Annotated in this window: 20 protein-coding genes; 15 read left to right on the top strand and 5 right to left on the bottom strand. The window is 67.7% G+C overall.

Annotation, left to right across the window (positions count from 1 at the left end):
• The first annotated feature begins 10 nt into the window (after window positions 1-10).
• From D477_RS08570 to D477_RS08595, 6 genes are all read left to right on the top strand, one after another.
• A complete protein-coding gene (locus D477_RS08570; protein WP_005268634.1) occupies window positions 11-1162 on the top strand; it encodes a TadA family conjugal transfer-associated ATPase in 1152 nt (383 codons plus the stop codon).
• A 107-nt stretch (window positions 1163-1269) separates the two neighbouring features.
• Window positions 1270-1938 (top strand): type II secretion system F family protein, encoded by a 669-nt coding sequence (locus D477_RS08575; RefSeq protein WP_005268635.1) that lies wholly within the window; start codon window positions 1270-1272, stop codon window positions 1936-1938.
• A gap of 4 nt (window positions 1939-1942) precedes the next feature.
• Window positions 1943-2527: a type II secretion system F family protein gene (locus D477_RS08580; protein ID WP_005268636.1), complete on the top strand. Its 585-nt coding sequence runs from the start codon at window positions 1943-1945 to the stop codon at window positions 2525-2527.
• 134 nt (window positions 2528-2661) lie between these two features.
• Window positions 2662-2949 (top strand): DUF4244 domain-containing protein, encoded by a 288-nt coding sequence (locus D477_RS23860; protein WP_005268637.1) that lies wholly within the window; start codon window positions 2662-2664, stop codon window positions 2947-2949.
• Between the two features lie 5 nt (window positions 2950-2954).
• Window positions 2955-3392 (top strand): TadE family protein, encoded by a 438-nt coding sequence (locus tag D477_RS08590; RefSeq protein ID WP_005268638.1) that lies wholly within the window; start codon window positions 2955-2957, stop codon window positions 3390-3392.
• Window positions 3389-3796 carry an Rv3654c family TadE-like protein gene (locus D477_RS08595; protein WP_005268639.1) on the top strand — a complete coding sequence of 136 codons (408 nt, stop codon included), beginning with the start codon at window positions 3389-3391 and terminating at the stop codon, window positions 3794-3796. Before D477_RS08590 ends, D477_RS08595 begins: the two co-directional genes overlap by 4 nt.
• Here D477_RS08595 and D477_RS08600 read toward each other — a convergent pair.
• Window positions 3789-6131: a DEAD/DEAH box helicase gene (locus D477_RS08600; RefSeq protein WP_005268640.1), complete on the bottom strand. Its 2343-nt coding sequence runs from the start codon at window positions 6129-6131 to the stop codon at window positions 3789-3791. The two genes, D477_RS08595 and D477_RS08600, sit on opposite strands and share 8 nt — an antisense overlap.
• A 38-nt stretch (window positions 6132-6169) precedes the next feature.
• Window positions 6170-6844, bottom strand: a complete 675-nt coding sequence (locus D477_RS08605; protein WP_005268641.1) for a GNAT family N-acetyltransferase — start codon at window positions 6842-6844, stop codon at window positions 6170-6172.
• Window positions 6845-6941: 97 nt separating this feature from the next.
• On the opposite strand from D477_RS08605, the gene trhO reads away from it, so the two are divergent.
• Complete coding sequence (trhO, locus tag D477_RS08610; protein WP_043846265.1) at window positions 6942-7835, top strand: oxygen-dependent tRNA uridine(34) hydroxylase TrhO; 894 nt, start codon at window positions 6942-6944, stop codon at window positions 7833-7835.
• Between the two features lie 17 nt (window positions 7836-7852).
• Here the strand turns inward: trhO and D477_RS08615 are convergent, their stop codons facing one another.
• The gene (locus D477_RS08615; protein ID WP_005268643.1) at window positions 7853-8428 is read right to left on the bottom strand and encodes a GNAT family N-acetyltransferase; all 576 of its coding nucleotides are present in this window, start codon (window positions 8426-8428) and stop codon (window positions 7853-7855) included.
• Between D477_RS08615 and D477_RS08620 the strand changes: the two genes are divergently transcribed.
• The 7 genes from D477_RS08620 (at window position 8427) to proC (ending at window position 18134) form a co-directional block, all read left to right on the top strand.
• Window positions 8427-10100, top strand: coding sequence for a DUF7059 domain-containing protein (locus D477_RS08620; protein ID WP_052510726.1), 1674 nt, complete (start codon window positions 8427-8429; stop codon window positions 10098-10100). The genes D477_RS08615 and D477_RS08620 overlap by 2 nt on opposite strands.
• Before the next feature lie 81 nt (window positions 10101-10181).
• The gene (locus D477_RS08625) at window positions 10182-10820 is read left to right on the top strand and encodes an ArsR/SmtB family transcription factor (protein ID WP_005268645.1); all 639 of its coding nucleotides are present in this window, start codon (window positions 10182-10184) and stop codon (window positions 10818-10820) included.
• A 142-nt stretch (window positions 10821-10962) separates the two neighbouring features.
• Window positions 10963-13674, top strand: coding sequence for a type I DNA topoisomerase (gene topA / locus D477_RS08630; RefSeq protein ID WP_005268646.1), 2712 nt, complete (start codon window positions 10963-10965; stop codon window positions 13672-13674).
• Window positions 13675-13762: 88 nt separating this feature from the next.
• On the top strand, window positions 13763-14779 hold the full coding sequence (locus tag D477_RS08635; protein WP_005268647.1) for a Ppx/GppA phosphatase family protein: 1017 nt from the start codon (window positions 13763-13765) through the stop codon (window positions 14777-14779).
• An 89-nt stretch (window positions 14780-14868) separates the two neighbouring features.
• On the top strand, window positions 14869-15333 hold the full coding sequence (locus D477_RS08640) for a hypothetical protein (RefSeq protein ID WP_005268648.1): 465 nt from the start codon (window positions 14869-14871) through the stop codon (window positions 15331-15333).
• Complete coding sequence (locus tag D477_RS08645; RefSeq protein ID WP_005268649.1) at window positions 15330-17018, top strand: DUF5671 domain-containing protein; 1689 nt, start codon at window positions 15330-15332, stop codon at window positions 17016-17018. Before D477_RS08640 ends, D477_RS08645 begins: the two co-directional genes overlap by 4 nt.
• Before the next feature lie 258 nt (window positions 17019-17276).
• Window positions 17277-18134: a pyrroline-5-carboxylate reductase gene (gene proC, locus D477_RS08650; RefSeq protein ID WP_005268650.1), complete on the top strand. Its 858-nt coding sequence runs from the start codon at window positions 17277-17279 to the stop codon at window positions 18132-18134.
• 4 nt (window positions 18135-18138) lie between these two features.
• On the opposite strand, the gene D477_RS08655 is transcribed toward proC, so the two are convergent.
• Together D477_RS08655 and D477_RS08660 are read right to left on the bottom strand one after the other, a co-directional pair.
• Window positions 18139-18777, bottom strand: a complete 639-nt coding sequence (locus D477_RS08655; RefSeq protein ID WP_043846268.1) for a potassium channel family protein — start codon at window positions 18775-18777, stop codon at window positions 18139-18141.
• A 37-nt stretch (window positions 18778-18814) separates the two neighbouring features.
• Window positions 18815-20224, bottom strand: a complete 1410-nt coding sequence (locus tag D477_RS08660) for a TrkH family potassium uptake protein (RefSeq protein WP_005268652.1) — start codon at window positions 20222-20224, stop codon at window positions 18815-18817.
• Between the two features lie 122 nt (window positions 20225-20346).
• Between D477_RS08660 and D477_RS08665 the strand changes: the two genes are divergently transcribed.
• Entirely contained in the window at window positions 20347-21549 is a 1203-nt protein-coding gene (locus D477_RS08665) for an acetoin utilization protein AcuC (RefSeq protein ID WP_043846246.1), read from the top strand.
• Window positions 21550-21561: the final 12 nt, after the last annotated feature.

Raw genomic sequence — 21561 nt, forward strand, 5'->3', positions numbered from 1 at the left:
GGGCACACCGATGGATTTGGCAGCTTTCCGCGATGCGGTGCTGGCCGACCCGTCACCGGTCACTGGAGCGCGCGTCGCTGCAGCGGTCCAGACGAGCGGCCAGGTCCTCGGCACAGCGGCGGTGCTTGAAGCCGTCGAGAACCTCAACGCCGACCTGCGCGGACTCGGGCCGCTGCAGAAGCTGGCCCAGGAAGGCACTGTCACGGACATCCTCGTTAACGGGCCGCAGGAGGTCTGGACGGACGGCAGCGGCGGGCTGCGGCAGACCGAGGTTGTATTCGCCAGCGATGCGGAGGTCCGCGCCTTGGCCGCGCGGCTCGTGACGGCGGGCGGGCGCCGGTTGGATGACAGCAATCCCTGCGTGGACGTGCGGCTTGAAGGCTACCGGGTCCACGCGGTGCTCCCGCCGGTCTCGACCCAGGGGACACTGCTGTCGATCAGGATCCGGCGCCCGCAGGTTTTTACGCTGGCCGAGCTGTTGGGCGATGCGCCGGAATGGCTGCCCTATCTCGAGGCCGTGGTGGCCAGCCGGCTGAACTTCCTCATCAGCGGCGCCACCGGATCAGGAAAAACCACACTGTTGTCGGCCATGCTCGGGTTGGCGGAATCCACTGAACGCCTGGTCCTTGTCGAGGACGCGGCCGAGCTCAACCCGGAGCATCCGCATGTAGTCGGCCTGCAAAGCCGGCACAGCAACGTAGAGGGCAGCGGCACCGTGGACCTCGGGGAACTTGTCCGGCAGGCGTTGCGGATGCGGCCGGACCGGTTGATCGTGGGGGAGTGCCGCGGCGCCGAAGTGCGGGACTTCCTGGCCGCGATGAACACCGGTCATGCCGGCGCCGGCGGCACGGTCCATGCCAACTCCGCCGCAGGTGTTCCGGCCCGCTTGGCCGCCATGGGTGCGCTCGCCGGCATGTCGCCTGAAGCGCTGGCGCTGCAGGCAGGCAACGCCTTGGACCTGGTCATCCACCTCGAACGCTCCGAGGGCGGCCGCAGAATCGCGGAGCTGGCCCTGATCAACTGCACGTCCGGAGGAGGCTTGCAGTCTGTGCCTGCGCTGAAGGCTGTGGGCGGAACGATTCTGGAGGGTCCGGGCTGGGCAGAGCTGCAGGACCGGTTGGCGCCGTGGGGGCTCCGGCGGCCGGAAGCGGGAGCGCTGTGAGCGGGCTGCTGGTCTTCGGGCTTTGCCTCTGCGGCGTATTGCTGTTGCGCGGGACGGGTTCGGCATGGTTTCGACGTCCGAAGGGCCGGGCGCGCCGGGGCGGCGGCATGAGCACCAAAGCGTACGCCGAATGCGCCCACGATCTGCCTATGTTCGTCAGGCAATTGGCCGCCTTGCTGCGGGCCGGCAGCACTCCCGCGCGGATGTGGGTCGAAGCAGGCCGGATCTACGGACCTGACGAGGGCGGCTCCGGCCGCAGCCAGGCTCCCGGTACTGCTGTAGCCACCGAACCCCTGCCCCAGCCGGAGCTACCCGCATTGCTGCAGCCGGGTATACGGGCTGCAGCCCAGGCCGCAGGCTTGGGTTTGAGCGTTGCTTCGGCACTGCGCCAGGTGAGGGTGCCTGCGGGGGTTCCGGCCGAAACTGCCCGCTTGGTATCCCGTTTGTGGCACGACCTCGGCTCCTGCTGGGAAGCCGCGGAACAGACCGGGGCGCCGCTGGCCGTGCTGCTGGACAACTATGCACACCACCTGCAGCACCAGCTGGACGCGGCAGCTGCACGCCGGACGGCTCTGGCCGGGCCACGCGCAACCACAACGCTGTTGGGATGGCTGCCCTTGCTCGGGCTCGGGCTGGGCATCGCGATGGGCGCGGACCCGTTGGGCATCCTCCTCGGGACGCCGTCAGGGTTGCTGATCCTCGGCGCCGGCCTGGCTTTGCTGGCAGCCGGCCGGAAATGGTCGCTTCGGCTGGTCAACACTGCGGCCAAGGAGTAGGGACATGGTTGCTGCTCTGCTGGTAGCACTGCTGGCGCTGGCCGGATTCCTGCTGCTGGCTCCGCCAAGGTTGCGCGGGCTCGGCCGCGAAGGCACCGGAACCGGACGGATGGCGCGACCACTCCGCCCATCGAACGGACCAGGAAACGGGGCAGCGGACCGGCTGCCTGACGCTGCCCTCATGCTGGACCTGCTGGGCGCGATGTTCCGCGCGGGCACCTCGCTGCCGGTCGCCGTACGGACTCTTGCCAGGGTGGCCGAGGGAGAGAGCAGCCTGAGACTGGAAAAAGTGGCAGCGGCGCTGCAACTGGGAACCGAATGGAGCAGCGCATGGGCGCTGGCCGGGGACGACGAAAACCTGGCCGGTATCCGCGAAGCGTTGAAGTTCGGTGCGGCGACCGGTGCCCCATCGGCCGACATCCTTCACGCGCAGGCCGAGCAGCTCCGGCGCCGGCGGAAACAGGAAGCCGAACGCCGGGCGGCCGCTTTGGGCACCAAACTGGTCCTGCCCCTGGGCCTGTGTGCGCTGCCGTCCTTTGTCTGTCTGGGCATTGTTCCCGTCCTGATCTCGCTGCTGCCGCAGCTCTGATGGGCGCAAGTCATCCTTCACAGCGCGTCCGGCGTGCCGGTTGTCCACGTACAACAACACGTGGCTGCCGGCGAAGCCTCCCGCCGGGAAAGCTCGTAAGTACCGCAACACCGCGGCAATCCACAGGAGGAAAAATGTCATCATCGTCATCGTCCCTGGCGGCCCGCTCCATCATCGAAGCCGAGCCCGGCGAAGCGCGGCAGGAGGCCGAAGTGATCGAGTTCCCGACCGACCGAAACTCGGAAGGCAGCCGCCGCTGGCGCGATCTTGTTGGTTCCGAGGCCGGAATGGCAACTGCCGAATATGCCATCGCCACGCTGGCTGCAGTGGCCTTTGCCGGACTGCTCGTGCTGATCCTGCGCAGCGGCGAAGTGAGGGGTCTGCTGATGAACCTCGTCGAGTTGGCCCTGACAGCAGTGTGACTCGCATGATCCGGCCATCAACCCGTCTGGTGCCTCGTAGCTGGTTCCGCGTCGCTGCGCACACCGGACCATGTGCAGAAGAGGATAGCGATCGTGGGTCGGTCACGGCCGAGACCGCCATCGTCCTGCCGGCCGTTGTCGCGGTCCTGGCCATGCTGCTGGCGGGTGCGACGGCCGGATCGACACAGCTTCAGCTCGAGAAGGCGGCGCAGACTGCAGCCCGCCAGCTTGCCCGCGGTGAGACCGGCGCGGAAGCGGCCATGGCCGTGCGCCGGATCGCCGGCAGCAGGGCGGCGCTGGCCTCCGGCAACCAAGGCGGCTGGGTCACGGTCAGGGTCAGCGCGGCGGTGCCTGGACCGTGGGCCGGCGCCGCCGGCTGGACATTGACCGCGGAGGCATCGGCGCCGGCGGAACCGCATGCCGGCATCGGGACTGCCCGATGACCTCGCGGCCGGCCCGGTTCGCACGGGACCGCGGTGCCGGCACGGTGCTCGCAGCCGGGGTGGCCCTGATGCTGTGCATCCTGCTGGCAGCGATAGCCCTGGCGGTGCAGGCAAGCGCAGCATCATCGCGTGCGGCCAAGGCAGCGGACCTGGCCGCACTGGCCGCGGCTGATGCCGCATGGGGCCTGATTGATGGAGAACCGTGCTTGCTTGCGGCCGACGTCGCCCGCAAGCACGGAGCATCGCTGCTGGAGTGCCGCAGAACGGGCCCAGCGGGGCACGTCGTCGATATCGACGTCAGTGTGCCGCTGCAGGTGTTCGGCTGGCTCGATCCACCATGGCAGGCGGCCAAGGGCGTGAGCAGGGCCGGGCCGCCGGGTCCTCTTCCGCAGCCTGTCAGATGACCGGCTCTTGGACGGGGACGGCGGCGGCTTGCAGCAGTGCGTCGAGCAGGATGACGGCTCCGGCTTTGTCCAACGGGTTGTTCTTGTTGCCGCACTTGGGCGACTGGACGCACGAGGGACAGCCGGAGTCGCATTCGCAGGCCTGGATGGCATCGCGGGTGGCTGAGAGCCAGATCCGTGCAGCCTCAAAGCCCCGCTCGGCGAAGCCTGCTCCGCCCGGATGGCCGTCGTAGACGAAGATGGTGGGCTTGCCGGTGTCAGCATGCAGCGCCGTCGAGACCCCGCCGATATCCCAGCGGTCGCTGGAAGCCACGAGGGGCAGCAGTCCGATACCGGCATGCTCGGCAGCGTGCAGGGAGCCCGGGATCCGGGCAGCGGTCAGCCCGGCCGCCGTCAGATCCTGCTCCCCGACGGTAAACCAGACGGCTTTGGTGAACAGTTCGCGGGCCGGCAGATCCAGAGGCTCCTCGCCCATGATCTCGTTGGATATGAAGGCCTTGCGCTGGAAGGACACGACTTTGGTGGTGACTTTGACATCTCCGAAACTGGCTCGGACGGTGCCCCAATCGGCGCTGCGGTGTTCCTCGAGCACCTCGATCTGGGTGACATCGCGGGCCTGCGTGTAGTAGTCCGGGTTGGACCTGGTCACCATGGCGCAATGGTCTTGTTCGTTGAGTTCGTCCACGACGTAGGTGGTGCCTTGATGCACGTAGACGGCGCCGGTGTGCGCCTGGTAATGCGACTGCGGGGAGTCCATGGTGCCGAGCAGGGTGCCCGATTCCGACTCGACAATATTGATGGGGCCGCCCCCATCGGCACGCAGGTTGACCATGGCGGCTGCGCTTTCCGCGTGCGTCCAGAACCAGCCGGCCGGACGCCGGCGCAGGTAGCCATCGGCTGTCAGCTCGTCCACGAGTTGGGCAGAAGCCGGGCCGAACAGTTCCAGATCGGCGGCTTCCAGCGGCAGCTCCTGCGCGGCGGCGCACAGGTGGGGGCCCAGGACGTAAGGGTTGGACGGGTCGAAGACGGTGGCTTCGACGGACACATCGAAGACCGTCTCGGGATGGTGGACCAGGTAGGTATCGAGCGGATCGTCGCTGGCGACAAAGGCGGCAACGGCATCCTGTCCGGCCCTTCCGGCCCTGCCGATCTGCTGGTACAGCGACGCCTTGGTGCCCGGCCAGCCTGCGACGAGGACTGCATCCAGCCCGGAAATGTCGATACCCAGTTCCAAGGCCGACGTGCTGGAAACACCCAGCAGCTGCCCGGAGCGCAGCTTTGCCTCCAGTTCCCGCCGTTCCTCGGGCAGGTAACCGGAGCGGTAGGCCGCGATCCGTCCTGGCAGCGAGGGATGGACGTCCTCCAGCAACCGCTTGGTGATGCTGGAGATGGTTTCCGCCCCGCGCCGGGATTTGATGAACGCAATGGTGCGCACGCGCGCGGAGACGAGGTTGGCCAGCAGATCCGCAGTCTCGGCTACGACCGTTCGGCGTTCGCGGGCACCGTTTTCCCCCTTGAGGTCGGTGAGCTGCGGCTCCCAGAAGGCGATGGTGGTGCTGCCGTGCGGCGAACAGTCCTCCGTCACACTGGTCACGGGTGCACCGATCAGCCGGCCGAAGGAGACCTCCGGCTCGCCGGCCGTGGCCGAGGCGCCGATGAAGACCGGGTCGGCACCATAGCTGGAGCAAATGCGCCGCAGGCGGCGGAGCAGGTTCGCCACATGGGAGCCAAAGACACCGCGGTAGCTGTGCGCTTCATCGACAATGACGAACCTCAGGCGGCGGAAGTACCGCGCCCACCAGGCATGGTTGGGCAGGATGCCGTAGTGGAGCATGTCCGGGTTGGCCAGGACAAGGTTGGCATGGTCCCGGATCCAGCGGCGGGCCCCCGGGTCCGTATCGCCGTCGTACGTTTCGGCCCGGACGGTTGGAAGCTGCAGCGACTTGACCGCCGCCAGTTGGTCGGCGGCCAGCGCCTTTGTCGGCGCCAGGTAGAGTGCCGTGGCGCCCGTCGGTTCAAGCCGCACCTGGTCGTCCAGCGCTGTCCGGTGGATCGCATCCAGCGTGGGCAGCTGATAGGCCAGCGACTTGCCGGAGGCCGTGCCTGTCGCGATGATCGTATGCTGCCCGGCATGGGCGCTGGAGGCAGCCTGGACCTGATGGCGCCATGGTTCTACTACGCCTAGGCCGGCGTAGGCAGAGACGACGTCAGGGTGGGCCCAATCGGGCCACGGCTCATGAATGGCGTCGCGTGCCGGCAGTTCGCGCACATGCAGGAGCTGCTCCGGATCGGGGCCGGAGCCCAGCAACGGGATCAACGAGTCATGCAGTGCCACCAGAGCATTGTTTCATCCCTGCGGCCGGCTGAAGGTTCTTAGGCAGCGTCCGAAGGCTTCAGGATCATGACATCGCAAACGGTGTCCCAGCCCAGGTGCTGGTACAGCATGCGGCCATCATGCGAAGCAATGAGCAGCCCGGTGTCCACGATGTGCTCGAAGGCCGAAGCTGCCAAGGCGCGCATGACATGGGTGGCCAGGCCGCGCCGCCGGAAATTTTCGTGGGTTTCGATGTGGTCGAACACCGCGACGCCGTCCACGACGGCCATCACCCCATGGGCAGCCTCCTGCTCCCCGCACATGACGCGGGCACGATGCACGTTGCCGTCCCGGTCGATTTCGGTCTTGAAATCGGTGTCGCGGTACCACGGATCCTCCGCGTCCTGTTCGGACATGTCCGTGACCATCATGGACTGGTCGCTGTGGTGCACCCGCAGCCCGTGCTGGGGAGCCAGTGCGTGGTAGCGCTGGGGATCGCGCGTCAGGACCGTGAACATCCGCTTGGGTGAGGCAACGGTGTTCCGGGCCAGTTCGGCGAATTCCTCATCGCCTGGCTCATAGGCAAAGAACTCCCAGTCCCCGGTCTTGTCGGACAGGACGATGGCCGGATGGCCTGCTTCCTCCGCCGCGCTGTAGCCGCGGCAGGCTGACCAGCCTGCGACCCAGGCCGGGAGCAAGTTATCGGGTACGTCTGCAGTGAAATCGAGGCCCATAGGAAGAATGTACCCAAGGAAGTGCCTGCTGGATATCCACCCTGTGGCGAACGCCGTCACGAAGGCCGGTTTGGTGCCGCGTCGTAACCTTAAATGCGTGGCTCTTAACCGAATTGTGCTTTACTACGCGTTTGTCCCGCTGCCCGATCCCGAGGCGGTGCGCCTCTGGCAGCGGGCGCTGTGCGAGAAGCTCGGGCTGACCGGGCGGATCCTTCTTTCCAAGGACGGGATCAACGGAACCGTCGGCGGGGAAATCAACGCAGTGAAGCAGTACGTCAAGACCACCCGCGAACATCCGGCGTTCCGCGGCCTCGACGTGAAATGGTCCGAAGGCGGTGCCGCCGACTTCCCGCGGTTGAGCATCAAGGTGCGGGACGAGATTGTGTCGTTCGGAGCGCCGGGCGAGCTGAAGGTGGATGAAAACGGCGTCGTCGGCGGCGGCACCCACCTGGGCCCCGAGGAACTGCACGAACTCGTGGCGCTGAAGGAAGAGGCCGGCGAGGACGTGGTCTTTTTCGACGGCCGGAACGCCTTCGAAGCGCAGATCGGCAAGTTCAGGAACGCCGTCGTGCCCGATGTCGCCACCACCCACGATTTCATCCGGGAACTGGACTCCGGCAAGTACGACGAGCTCAAGGACAAACCGGTGGTCACTTATTGCACCGGAGGCATCCGCTGCGAAGTCCTGTCCTCGCTGATGGTCAACCGGGGCTTCAAGGAGGTCTACCAACTCGACGGCGGCATCGTCCGCTACGGCGAAAAGTACGGCGATGCCGGCCTGTGGGAAGGCTCGCTCTACGTCTTCGACAAGAGGATGCATCTGGAGTTCACACCGGAGGCGAAGACCATCGGCCGGTGCGCGCGCTGCGAGGCGGAGACCAGCAAGTTCGAGAACTGCTCGAATCCCAGCTGCCGCACCCTCACCCTGTACTGCGCGGACTGCGCCGCGAGCCCGGAAACCATGCGCTGCCCGGAGGGCTGCGCTGTCTGAGCGGAGCGCCCGCGGGGCTAAGGCTGCTCGGCCGGCCAGAGTCCGGTCGAAGCGTCCTGGGGCTCGATGTCCTCTTCCTCGGTCTTGAACACCGTCATGCCGCGCGCCTGGTAGTTCGCAAGCGCCGCCGGTCCGTCGAGCGAGCAGGTGTGCACCCACACCCGGCTGACGGGCTGGAACCCCGGCCAGCGGCGGTCCAGCTGCCACGCCTGCTGGATCCCCTCCGCGAGCAGGGCGCCGCCGAGCCCGCGGCCGAGGAACTCGGGGAACAGCCCGAAGTAGAGAATCTCCACGTCGCTTCCGGCCGGGCCGGGACGCCCCATCAGCTCGATGTAGCCGGCCGGCGCGCCGTCCAGCCAGAGGACCCACGTTTCGGCACCGGGAGTCCGCAGAATCGCGTCCCATTGGCTGCGCGCCAGCGGCAGCCGGTCGGTCCAGTTCCAGCCGCTGCCCACGCACTGGTAGAGGAACCTGCTGAATTCGGGGCTGATATCCACCACCTGTTCCACGCGGGCGTTGTGCGGCAAGGGCTGAGAGCCGGGCACGAGCTGTTCCGGTGCGGTCTGTTCCAGGTGCGTGGTGGTCACAAGCATGCGGCCATTCAACCACTACCCGCGGCTTAGACTTTGCACTGTGACTGAGTTCAACAGCGGCAGCACGCCCCATGCGCCACAGAGCACGGATCCGCAGCTGGTCGCCGGCCTGGCGGCGGACTTGGCGGCGCTGGACTATACGGTCGACGGCGTGGAGCAGCTGCTCGGGAGCGCGGCCTACGAGGCGTTCAGCCGGGACCAGCTGGTGCCGGCGAAAATGGCGACCGAAGAGGAACTGGCCGCGGCGGCACCCAACCCGCTGGCCGCCGTCGTCCGTTTATGGCTCCTGGGCGAGGCAGTGGACAAGGAGCAGCTGGCGGCCGCGTTGCCAGCCACCGGGGTCGCGGGGCTGGAGACGCTCGGCCTGGCAGCCGACGACGGCGGGAGGCACCGCGCCAGTGTGGACCTGCGTCCCTATGCGTTCGGCCAGACAGAGATCTGGGTGGCCAGCGACCTCGGCGCGCACCAGCAGGCCGGCGTGCTGCGGCGGGACCATGTGCTGGGCATCGGACAGGCCTCGCTGACGCTGGCGCAGCTGACCATCCGCACCGAGGTCGACCGGGCGTTGGACCTTGGCACGGGCTGCGGGATCCAGCTTTTCCATCTGCTGGGCCATGCCCGGCACGTCACGGCCACCGACATTTCCGAACGCGCCCTGGCCTTCACCCGCTTCAATCTGCTGCTGAACGCGCCGGCACTGGGCCTGGACCCGGACAACCTGGCGGCCCGGGTGAGCCTGCGGTTGGGGAGCCTGCTGGATCCGGTGGCCGGCGAGCAGTTCGACCTGGCGGTATCCAACCCGCCCTTCGTGATCACGCCGCGGACCTCCGAAACCGCGGGGGAGGAGCTGTTCACCTACCGCGACGGCGGGCTGCCGGGCGACGACATCGTTGCGACCCTCGTGCGCCGCCTGCCGTCGGTGCTGGTTCCCGGCGGCACCGCGCAGATGCTGGGCAACTGGGAGATTCCCGCCGCGGCGCCCTCCTGGCACGACCGGATCGAATCCTGGCTGGACCCGCAGACCGAAGCCTGGGTTATCCAGCGCGAGCAGCTCAGCCCGTCCGGCTATGCCGAAACCTGGCTGCGCGATGCGTCGGAGAACCGCGATCCGAAGTTGTATGAGCGGTTCTACCGCGCCTACCTGGAGGACTTCGCCGCGCGCAACGTCGAGGCGGTTGGCTTCGGGATGCTGTGGCTGCGCAGGGCGGGCAGCGGGCAGGGCGAGCGCGACGGCGGCAGCAGGGTTGGGCAGCCAAGCGGCAGGCTGCTGCGGCGGTTCGAAGAGCTCACCTACCCGCTGCAGCAGCCGATCGGCCCGCATCTGGCGGCGGCCGTGCAGCGGCATGACTGGCTGGCCGCCCACGAAGGGGACTTCCCCGGGCAGCGGCTGGTGGCTGCCGAAGACGTGACGGAAGAACGCCATCAGCGGCCGGGCGCCGAGCACCCGGGCGTCATTCTGCTGCGGCAGGGGGCTGGCCTGCGGCGAACCAACCTGATGAGTTCGGAGCTGGCCGGCTTCGTCTCCGCCAGCGACGGGGAACTGACGGTCGGCCAACTGGTTACGGCGCTCGCGGCCCTGCTCGAGCAGCCGGAGGAGGAGTTTGCGGCCCGCCTGCAGGCGGAGGTCCGGCACCTGGTGGCGGACGGGTTCCTGGTGCCCGCCGGCGATTAACCCGGAACGGCAGGGCCAATTGTTTCTCCCGGCGTGAAGCAGCCCACAGCGCCGGGGCCATGCGGGATAGACTTACTGTTCATGACGAAAGGTGCATCGCCCTCCCTGGACCCGGTTGCGGGCGAGACGTCTCCGGGCGCAGCGGAACGGGTCAACATTTCCGATGCCAGGGCCATCCGCGCGCTGGCGCATGCGGTGCGCCTGAAAGTCATTGAAGAGCTTTTCGACACGCAGCAGCCGGCCACGGCGACCGAACTGGCCCAGCGGCACGGCCTGACGCCGAGCGCCATGAGCTACCACCTGCGGGCGCTGGAAAAGTGGGGCTTCGTCAAGCGCAGCGCGAACCAGGGCGACGGGCGCGAGCGGCATTGGCAGGCAGCGGCCGGACGGCTGGACGTGACCTCCGTGGCGGACAGCCGCGCGGCGACACTCGGCGTCGTCGACGTTGAGCTCAACGACCTGCGTGAACGGCTCAGCAAGTATGTGAAGCGCGACAAGGAATCGCCGAATCCTGACACTTGGCGCCAGGAAGGCCACCTCGCGGCACTGAGTACGGGGCGGTTCTATCTGACGGCGGAGCAGCGCGCGGATTTGGGGCGGCGGATCGGCGAAATCCTGCTCGAATACAGCCCCACGACCAACCCGGACAACCGGGGCGAAGGTGCCGAGAAGCTCTACTATGTCTTCTCGTTCCTGCCGGGGGATATCGACGACGCCTGAGGGTGCCGTAAGTCTGCCCGGTGCTTGCCCGCTTTCTGTTTTGCGCTAATGTTGCGGCTACCCTAGTGCAGGTAGCCACCGTCCAATCCAGAACGACGGCGGTGCACCCCCGGAACCACAGCAATTTGTCAGTAGGAGCAACGTGCCAGCGAAGGCCCGCGAAAAGACCGGCAAGAAACTCGTCATCGTCGAGTCTCCTGCCAAGAGCAAGACCATTGCCGGGTACCTCGGCGAGGGCTTCGAGGTCACGGCGTCGGTTGGCCACATCCGCGACCTGCCCCAGCCGTCCGACCTCCCGGCCGAACTGAAGAAGACATCGGTGGGGAAGTTCGCCGTCGATATCGAGAACGGGTTCGAGCCGTACTATGTGGTCTCACCCGGCAAGAAGAAGACCGTCACCGAGCTGAAGTCGATGCTCAAGGACGCCGACGAACTCTATCTGGCCACTGACGGTGACCGCGAAGGCGAGGCCATCGCCTGGCACCTGCTGGAGGTGCTGAAGCCGAAGATTCCGGTGCACCGGATGACCTTCTCCGAAATCACCCCCGAGTCGCTCCAGCGGGCCATGAACGAACTGCGCGATATCGACACCGACCTGGTGGACGCGCAGGAGACCCGGCGCATCGTCGACCGGCTGTTCGGCTACGAACTCTCGCCGGTGCTCTGGCGCAAGATCAAGGCCGGGCTGTCGGCCGGCCGCGTCCAGTCGGTGGCTACCCGGCTGGTGGTCGAGCGCGAGCGCGAGCGGATGGCCTTCCGCTCCGCGTCCTACTGGGACCTGCTGGCAACGGTCCAGCCGCTGGATGCCGCCAAGGGAGGCAGCTTCAAGGCAAAGCTGGCGCAGGTGGACGGCGCCCGGGTGGCGGCCGGCCGGGACTTCGATGACCGCGGCATGCTCAAGACCCGCGATGCCGTGCATCTGGATGAGGCCGCCGCCACCGCGCTGGCGAGCGCTCTGGAAGGCGCCGAATTCGCCGTCCGGGGAGTGGAGAACAAGCCGTACACCCGCCGGCCGGCGGCACCGTTCACCACGTCCACGCTGCAGCAGGAAGCCGCGCGCAAGCTCGGCTTTTCCGCCAGGACCACCATGTCGCTGGCGCAGCGGCTCTACGAAAACGGCTACATCACCTATATGCGTACGGACTCGCCGGCGCTGAGCGACCAGGCCGTCAACGCCGCGCGCCGCCAGGCCTCCGAGCTCTACGGCCCGGAGTACGTGCCGCAGGCCCGCCGCGTCTACAAGGGCAAGTCCAAGAACGCCCAGGAAGCCCACGAGGCCATCCGTCCCGCGGGCGACTCGTTCCGCACCCCAGGCCAGGTGCGCAGCCAGCTGGGCAACGACGAATACCGCCTGTACGAACTGGTCTGGAAGCGCACCGTCGCCTCCCAGATGGAGGACGCCAAGGGCTCGACCTCCACCGTCCGGCTCGGAGCCACGGCCTCGGATGGCCGGGACACCGTTTTCACCGCCTCCGGCACGGTCATCACCTTCCCCGGCTTCCTGGCTGCCTACGAGGAGGGCAAGGACGCGTCGCGAAATGAACAGGACGACGCCGAGGGTGGCCGCCTGCCGAACCTCACCGAAGGTGACGGACTGGCGCCGCAGGAAATTGCCGCCGTCGGACATGAGACGTCCCCGCCGCCGCGGTACACCGAAGCGTCGCTCGTGGCCGAAATGGAAAACCGCGGCATCGGCCGCCCGTCCACCTACGCGACCACGATCTCGACGATCATGGACCGCGGCTACATCCGCAAGCGCGGCTCCGCCCTGGTGCCGAGCTGGATCGCGTTCTCCGTGGTGAAGCTGCTGGAGGACCACTTCCACAACTATGTGGACTACGACTTCACCGCCGAGCTGGAAGAGGGCCTGGACCGCATCGCCAACGGCGAAGCACAGCGCATCGACTGGCTCAACGACTTCTACTACGGCGACCGGCAGGAAACCGGCCTGAACACCGTGGTCAACGACCTGGGCGAGATCGACCCGAGGGTGGTCAATTCGATCGACATCGCTGACGGCATCACGCTGCGCGTGGGCAAGTTCGGCCCCTACCTCGAACGCGCCGGCCAGGACGGCGGCGAGGAGCCGCAGCGGGCGAACGTCCCCGAAGACCTCGCCCCGGATGAGCTGACGGCGGAGAAGGCCGTCGAGCTGATGGAGACCCAGGGGCCGGGCGAACGCGTGCTCGGCGAGGACCCGGAGACCGGGCGGACGATCGTGGCGAAGGAAGGCCGCTACGGCGCCTACGTTACCGAGGTGATCCCCGAGCCGACGGAGGAGGAGCTGGCCAACCAGCCGGTCGAGTACTACAAGAACGGCAAGCCGAAGCCGCCCAAGAAGCCGGTCAAGGTCAAGCCGCGGACCGGCTCGCTCTTCAAGTCCATGAGCGTGGACACGGTCACGCTGGAGGACGCGCTGAAGCTGCTGAGCCTGCCGCGGGTGCTGGGCGCGGACGCCGAGGGCAACGAGATCACGGTGCAGAACGGCCGCTTCGGTCCGTACCTGAAGAAGGGCACGGACTCGCGCTCGATCGGCTCCGAGGAAGAGATCTTCACGATCACGCTCGAGCAGGCGCTGGAGATCTACTCGCAGCCGAAGACCCGCGGGCGGCGGGCTGCGGTTCCGCCGCTGGCCGAGTTCGGCGTCGACCCGGTCTCGGAGAAGAACATCGTGGTCAAGGAGGGCCGCTTCGGCCCCTACATCACCGATGGCGTCACCAACATCACGGTACCTCGTTCGATGACCATCGAGGAGCTGACCCGGGAGCAGGCCATCGACCTGCTGAAGGAGAAGCGGGCTAAGGGCCCGGCCACGAAGCCGGCCACCCGGCGCAAGGCTGCCGCCAAGAAGTAGGCGGCATGGCCCAGCCAGTCTTGCCAAGTGTGTCGTCGGATCCAGCTTCCGTGCAGCGTGGCCGCGGCGCGGACGACATAATGGGAACATGCGTCTAGGCGTCCTCGACATCGGTTCCAACACCGTCCACCTGCTGCTCGTGGATGCCCACCCAGGGGCGCGGCCCGTGCCGTTCGCCTCGCACAAGCGGCCGCTGTCCCTGGTCGCGTACCTGGACCGGGCCGGCAACATCAACGAGGAAGGCCAGCGGGAGCTGGTGTCCTTCGTCCGCGAGGCGTGGGCCTTCGCAGTGCAGCACAGCGCCGAAGACATGCTGGCATTCTGCACCTCGGCCATCCGCGAGGCAGCCAATGGCGAGACTGTGCTGGCGAAGGTGCAGGCGGAAGCCGGAGTCGAGCTGCAGGAGCTGAGCGGGCCGGAGGAAGCGGCCATGACGCTGGTGGCTGTGCGCCGGTGGTATGGCTGGGGCGCCGGAACGGTGCTGGACCTCGACATCGGCGGCGGCTCCTTCGAAATGGCCATGGGCCACGACGAGCAGCCGGACGTGGCCGTCTCCGTGCCGCTGGGCGCCGGACGGCTGACCCGCGAGTGGCTGCCCACGGATCCGCCGACGGCCGGGAGCGTCAAGGACCTGCGGAACTACATCAGGTCAACTCTTGAACCGGCGGTCCGGCAGTTCGACGGCCTGGGCACACCGGACCTGGTCACCGGGACGTCCAAGACCTTCCGGTCGCTCGCCCGCATCACCGGGGCCGCGCCCTCGGCGGCCGGCCCGTACGTCCGCCGGGAGCTGCGCCGCAAAGACCTTTCGCTGTGGACCCAGCGGCTGGTCGCGATGCCGGTGGAGGACAGGGTCCACCTGCCGGGCGTTTCCCGGATCCGGGCACCGCAGCTGCTGGCCGGTGCCATGGTGGCAGAGGCGGCCATGGAAATGTTCGACGTCGAAACCCTGTTGATCTGCCCGTGGGCCCTTCGCGAGGGGCTGATCCTCAAGCGGTTCGACCATCTCCTCTACGACAGCGACGCCCCGGTGCGGCCGGTGGGCACCGCCCTGGTCCAGAAAGCGATCCAGCCGGCCTTGGCCAACGGCAACGTCAGGCCGTAGGGGCGCCTGCCCGCCGCCCATCAAAGTCCGTCCAAAGCCGGTGCCTTGAGGCCGTAGTGCACGGGGCGCCGGTCGGTCATACTGATGCCATGAATGACTCCGGCACCCGCCCGCGGCGCCTATTGACGGTAATCCTGGTGCTGATTGCAGTGCTGGTGGCGGCGGCACTCGCCGTGGTCTTCACCCGGGGAGAGCCGAAACTTCTGGATGCCGGAACACCGGCCGGTATCGTCCAGCGCTATACCGCCGCGATCATCGACGGCGACGAGGATGCCGCGGCGGAGTACCTCACGGAGGCCGCCCGCAAGCGCTGCGACAACCTCGAACAGCCGTACTCGGACAACGTGCGGGTGTCGCTCCTCTCCACGGTGGAGCGGGAAGACTCGGCCGACGTGAAGGTGCTCATCGTGACGTCCAGCGACGGCGGACCGTTCGGCGCCTCCGAATACGAGACTGAGGAGGTCTTCGATCTTGTGAAAGAGGACGGCCGGTGGCTGGTGGAATCCGCACCCTGGCAGTTCGCCTTGTGCACCAATAAGGCCGCGGCACCGTGACCCGGGAACTGGCACCGGCGGTTTCGCCGGCGACGGGGATGCAGCGGACGGTCCGCCGCCTGGTCGTCTTCACCCTGCTCTTCGTCCTCGTCGTCATTGCAGCCAGTGGCGCCGCAAACCTGCTGGGCCGGCTGCTCGGTGCCGGTTCCGAACTCGTGGCGGGCGATGTCACCGGCCTGGCTCAGGGTTTTGCCTTCCTGCTGGTCGGCGGGCCGCTGGCACTGGCTTTATGGTGGTCCGTCTGGCGCAGGCTGGGCGAACCCTCCGAGCGTTCCTCGCTGGCCTGGGGCCTGTACGCCAGCGCCATGTACGTCGTGTCGATGATCGTTGCGGCAACCTCCCTGTTGTCGGTGCTCTCCGACCTCGTCGCCGGACGGACTGTGGGCTGGGGAACCGGCATCGCCGGCGCCTTGGTCTGGGGCGGGGTCTGGATCTGGCACCGCTGGATGTGGCTGCATCCGGCCAAAGGGCCCGTCCGGTTGGCCGAGGTTCCCACGGTCGGGGGCACGGTCTACGGCCTGGTGATCGGTACCGGAGGTGCGGTGACCGGCCTGGCCCTCCTGTTCGACACGGCGGCGGAATCACTGGCCGGTACGACGGCGGTCGGCAAGCCCTGGTGGGTGCTCGCCGTCCAGGCGTTGCTCTGGGCCGCCGCCGGCGTCCTCCTCTGGTGGTGGCACTGGTTCCGGCAGGCCGGCCTGCGCCTGCATTCCGGCCTTGCCGACGTGGCGCTGGTGGTCACGGGAATCCTTGGTGCGTGCGTCCTGGCAGTTGCCGGCTGGGGCACGCTGCTGTTCGTGCTCCTCCGGCTGGCCTTCGACCGTTCCGAACCGGCGGGAGAACTGCTGGGACCGCTCGGGTTCGCGCTCGCCGCCGGCACAGTGGGCACCTGCGTGTGGATCTACCACCGGGGCATCGCCGCCGGGCGGACGGCGGCGACCAGGGAAGCAGCACGACTGGTGGTGTGCGGGGTGGCGCTGGCAGCTGCCGCGACCGGCGTCGGCGTCGTCGTGAATTCGCTCCTGGCCATCACGGGCAGCGCCCTTGCGGGGACCAGCCCCCGGACCCTCTTGCTTGGAGGGATCAGCGCCCTGGCCGTCGGCGGCCCCCTGTGGTGGCGCAGCTGGCGCCCCGGGAAGCACGGCCGGCCAGACGGCCCGGAGGGCTTGCAGGAGCCCGCCGGGCGCAAGGTCTATCTGATCATCGTGTTCGGCGTGAGCGCCGTGGTGGCACTGGTGACGCTGCTGGTGATCGGTTACCGGGTCTTCGAACTCCTGCTTGACGGCACGACGCCGGGGAGCCTGGTGGACCGCATCCGGGCGCCCTTCGGCCTGCTGGCGGCGACGGGTCTGGCCGCCGGCTACCACTACAGCGTGTGGAGGCATGAACGTCCGGCCGGACCTTCCCAAGCGCCGGGCGGTAACCGCGGCATCAGCCGGATTCTCCTTGTCGCGGCTGGAGATCCCGAACCATGGCTGCAGGCCGCCAAGGAGCTGACCGGAGCCCGCGTCACTGTCTGGCGCCGTTCTCCAACCGGGACAGGCCTGGAGGCGGACGCCGTGCCGGAACAGCCGGAGCCCGCGGCCGCACGGCTGGAACGGGCGCTGGACGGTGTTTCGGCGGCCCGCATCCTCGTCATCGCCGGGCCTGAAGGCCGGCTGGAGGTCATCGGCCTCGAGGGCTGACCGGAACTTCGCCGCCGGTGCGGACCCGGTCGGCGGTTAAAGAGAAGCGCCGGCAGGTTCAGCGGACGGTTGGGGGAGACATCCGCGTACCTGCCGGCACCTGGATCAAGCGAAAAGCCTGATCCCTAATCACTCGCACCTTTATGAGGTAGTAACGACTGTAGGGGCCGAGCTTGGGTCCCAACCCTTAAGAAGCTGGGAGAAGCCTGTGAATCGCGCCGGGCCGGAGGGCGCAGGACAGCGTGGTTCAATGGCACCATGACTGCAGAGACTTCCACGCCATCGTCCGGCCGCACCGTTTTCCTCGGCTGCGGCTCCATGAACGAGGCCGTCCTCGCGGGCCTGCTGGCCGGCGGCACGGACGTCCGGACCGTCACCGCGACCGTGCGCCGCAGCGAGCGAGCCGAGGAACTGCGCGGGCGGTATCCCGGGCTGACCGTACTGGCCGAGAGCGAGGACGCCGAAGCCAACACCAAAGCCGTCCAAGGTGCTCGGCTCGTCGTACTGGGCGTCAAGCCCGCTGGCATTGCCCAGCTGTGCCGGGAGGTGTCCGGAGCGCTGGCGCCGGACACCGTCGTCGTCAGTGTTGCTGCCGCCATCACCGTGGCGACCATGGAAGCGGCGTTGCCTGCCGGCCAGCCGCTGGTGCGCAGCATGCCCAACACCCCGCTGAAGGTGGGACGCGGCGCCGTCGGAATTTCGGCGGGAACCCATGCCGGAACGGAACAGCTCAAGCTCGCCGAAGAGCTGTTCTCCGGAGCGGGAACCGTGGTGGTGGTCCCGGAGGACCAGCTGGACGCGGTGTCCGCCGTCAGCGGATCCGGTCCGGCCTACGCGTTCTATTTGGCTGAGGCGATGGCCAACGCCGGTGTGGAACTGGGGCTGGAGCCCGGGCTCGCGCTGGCTCTGGCCAGGCAGACCGTCGCGGGCGCCGGTGCCATGCTCGCGGAGGAAGGAGCGGATCCCGCCGCCCTCCGGAAGGCCGTCACCAGCCCCAACGGCACGACCGAACGCGCCATCGCCGTCTTCGACGAAGCCGGACTGCCCGCTGTCATCGCCGCCGGCGCACGGGCTGCGGCGGACCGTGCTGCCCAACTGTCAAAGGAACTGGCCTGACCCGTTAGGGCCGCGCCGCGAAGCGTTCCAGCAGGTCGACGTGGCCCGAGACGATGAGCATGTCGCGGCCGGAGACCTTGGTTTCCGGCCGCGCGTAGGTGAAGTCTTCGCCCGGTGACTTCACGCCGACAACCGTCACTCCGTACTTCGACCGGACTTCGGATTCGCCGAGGGTGAAGCCCTGCGTTTCCTTGGGCGGGTACATCTTCACGATGGCGAAGCCGTCGTCGAACTCGATGAAGTCCAGCATGCGCCCGCCGACCAGGTGGGCGGCGCGCCGGCCGGCATCCGCTTCCGGGTAGATCACGTGGTTGGCGCCGATCCGGGTCAGGATCTTTCCGTGGGAGGCGGTGATGGCCTTGACCCAGAGGTGCTCGATGCCCAGGTCCACGAGGTTCACCGTGATCAGCACCGAGGATTCGATGGAGGTGCCCACGCCGACGACGGCGGAGGTGAAGTCCTGGGCGCCCAGCTGGCGCAAGGCGTCGATGTTCGTGGCATCGGCCTCGACGACGTGGGTCAGCTGGTCCGACCATTTCTGGACCAGCGCGGGGTCCCGTTCGATGGCCAGGACTTCGCGCCCTTGCTTGACCAGCTGCTCGGCAGTGGCAGCCCCGAACCGGCCCAAGCCGACGACGAGCACCGGGGCGTTGTGGGCAGGGCGGTTGCCTGAGGATCTGTCAGCCAATGATCGGCCTTTCTTCCGGGTAGTGGTACAGCTGGCGCCGCTCGCGCAGCGCCAGGGCGGAGGCCAGGGTTATGGTGCCCACGCGGCCCGCGAACATCAGGATACAGAGCACGTACTTGCCCTCGGGCGGAAGTTCCGCGCTGAGGTTGGTGCTCAACCCGACGGTGGCGAAGGCCGAGATGACTTCGAACAGCACCCGGTCGAGGGATTCGCCGGAGATGGCCAGCAGCGTGCCGGCGGCGAGGGCGACGAAGGTGGCACCCATGACGATCACGGAGATGGCCACGCGCATCGCGCCTTCCGCAACCGTCCTGCCATGCACGGTCACGTCCCTGTTGCCGCGCGCTTCGGCCGCGATGGCGAGGAAGACGATGGCGATGGTCGTCACCTTGATGCCGCCGGCCGTGGACGCCGAGCCGCCGCCGGCAAACATCAGGGCGTCGGAGAGCAGGAGGGTGCTGGCCTCGATCTGGTTCATGTCCACCAGGTTGAAACCCAGGGAGCGGGTCATCACGGACGCGAACACCGAGTTGAGCATCTTGTCCCAGACGCTCAGGCCGCCGATGGTCTCGGGATTGTTCCACTCCATGGCGCCCCAGGCGAGGGCACCGACAACCAGCAGGATGAGCGAGACCTCGATGGTCAGCTTGGTGTGCAGGTTCCAGTTCCGGTACCGCCAGCCGCGTTCCAGCAGCACCATCACGACCGGGAAGCCGAGGCTGCCGAGGAAACCGCCGATCATGAGCGGAACCAGGATCCACTCGTCCGTCTCGTACGGTACGAGTCCGTCCGAGTGCGGTGTGAAGCCGGCATTGTTGAAGGCCGAGATGGCGTAGAAGAAGCCGTGCCAGACGGCTTGGCCGAACGGCTCACCCAGCATCATGAACCGGGGGATCAGCATCAGCGCCAAGCCGAGTTCGATCAGCACAGAGGTGGTGATGACGATCCGCAGCAGCGTGCCGACTTCGCCAAGCCGCCCTGCATTGTTCATCGCCTGCTGGGCGATCAGCTTGCCTCGGACGCCGAGCCGCTTGCTCACCATCAGGGCCAGCATAGAGGCGAGGGTCAGGGTCCCCAGGCCGCCGATGAAGATGCCGAGCAGGATGACCGCCTGTCCGAAGAAGGTCCAGTGCACCGCCGTCGAAACAACCGTGAGCCCGGTGACGCAGACGGCGGAGGCGGCCGTGAACACGGCGTCGTGCAGGGGCGTGACCTGCCCGTCTGCCGCGGCAATCGGCAGGGACAGCAGGCCGGCGAAGACAAGGACGACGGCGGCATACACGATCAGGGCGAGCCGGGCGGGGGAACTGTTGGCCACTTGGTCCACGAAGTCCCGGATGTTGCCGAAGACTGAGCGCAGCCCGTTGCCTTGCTGCAGCCGGGGCGGCCGGTTCAGTGTCATGACTCTGCTTCTGATGGTTGTTTGGGGAAGGGTGGCAGTTCTAGCAGTAGTAAATCATCCTCGGGTTCGTCACAGTGAGCAGAATCATGCACCGCGGACCCGATTCGCGTAGCCTGTCCCTGATGTCCGAGAACCCAGCAGCAGCCATTCCGACAGAGATCGTCTGGAGCGAGTCGATGCTGGCATACAACTTCGGCCCCCAGCATCCCATGTCGCCGGTCCGGCTTGAGCTGACCGCCCGCCTCGCTTCGGAGTTCGGGATCCTGGACCGCGGCAACGTCACCGTGCTGGAGCCGGCCGTCGCCACGGATGCCCAGTTGGAGTCGGTGCACGATGCGGACTACGTCCAGGCCGTGCGCAAGGTGAGCGCCAACCCGGACGAGCCGGACGAGGCCCGAGGTCTCGGTACCGAGGACGATCCGGTGTTCGAGGGCATGCACGAGGCCAGTGCGCGGCTGGCCGGGGGAACGCTGCAGTTGGCCGAGTCCCTGCTGGCCGGACGGGCGCTGCACACGGTGAACTTCGGCGGCGGCCTGCACCATGCGGCCCGCGGCAACGCCAGCGGCTTCTGCATCTACAACGACTGCGCCGTTGGCATCCAGCGGCTGCTCGACGGCGGCGTGCAGCGGGTGCTCTATGTGGACGTGGACGCCCACCACGGGGACGGCACCCAGAGCATCTTTTGGAACGACCCGCGGGTGATGACGATCTCCCTGCATGAAACGGGACGGACCCTCTTTCCGGGCACCGGATTCGCCAGCGAGGCAGGTGGCCCGGAGGCTCTGGGCTCGGCGGTCAATGTTGCGCTTCCGCCGCGGACCGGCGACGCGGCCTGGATGCGGGCCTTCCACGCCGTCGTGCCCCAGCTGGCCGGAGCCTTCCAGCCGGAAGTGATTGTCAGCCAGCACGGCTGCGACGGCCACGCCCGCGACATGCTCAGCAGCCTTCGCCTCAGCGTGGACGCGCAGCGGCAGATGATGCTTGACGTCGCCGATCTCGCCAACCAGCTGTGCGGGGGCCGGTGGTTGGCTACCGGCGGCGGCGGGTATGACATTTTCGACGTCGTGCCCAGGGCCTGGACGCACTTGCTGGCCATCGTTTCGGGGCAGCCGGTTCCCCTCCAGACAGAGGTGCCCAAGCCGTGGCGCGACTATGTCCGCGACCGCTACGGAGTGGATGGTCCGCTGGCCATGCACGACGATGCCCGGCTCTGGTGGCGCTCCTGGGAAGTGGGCTACGACCCCAACGACGAAGTGGACCGCACCGTCATGGCCACCCGGAAGGAGATCTTTCCGCTGCACGGTCTCGATCCTTGGTTCGATTGACCGGGCCGATGC

The sequence above is a fragment of the Arthrobacter crystallopoietes BAB-32 genome (assembly GCF_000328305.2).
GTDB classification, from domain to species: domain Bacteria; phylum Actinomycetota; class Actinomycetes; order Actinomycetales; family Micrococcaceae; genus Crystallibacter; species Crystallibacter crystallopoietes_A.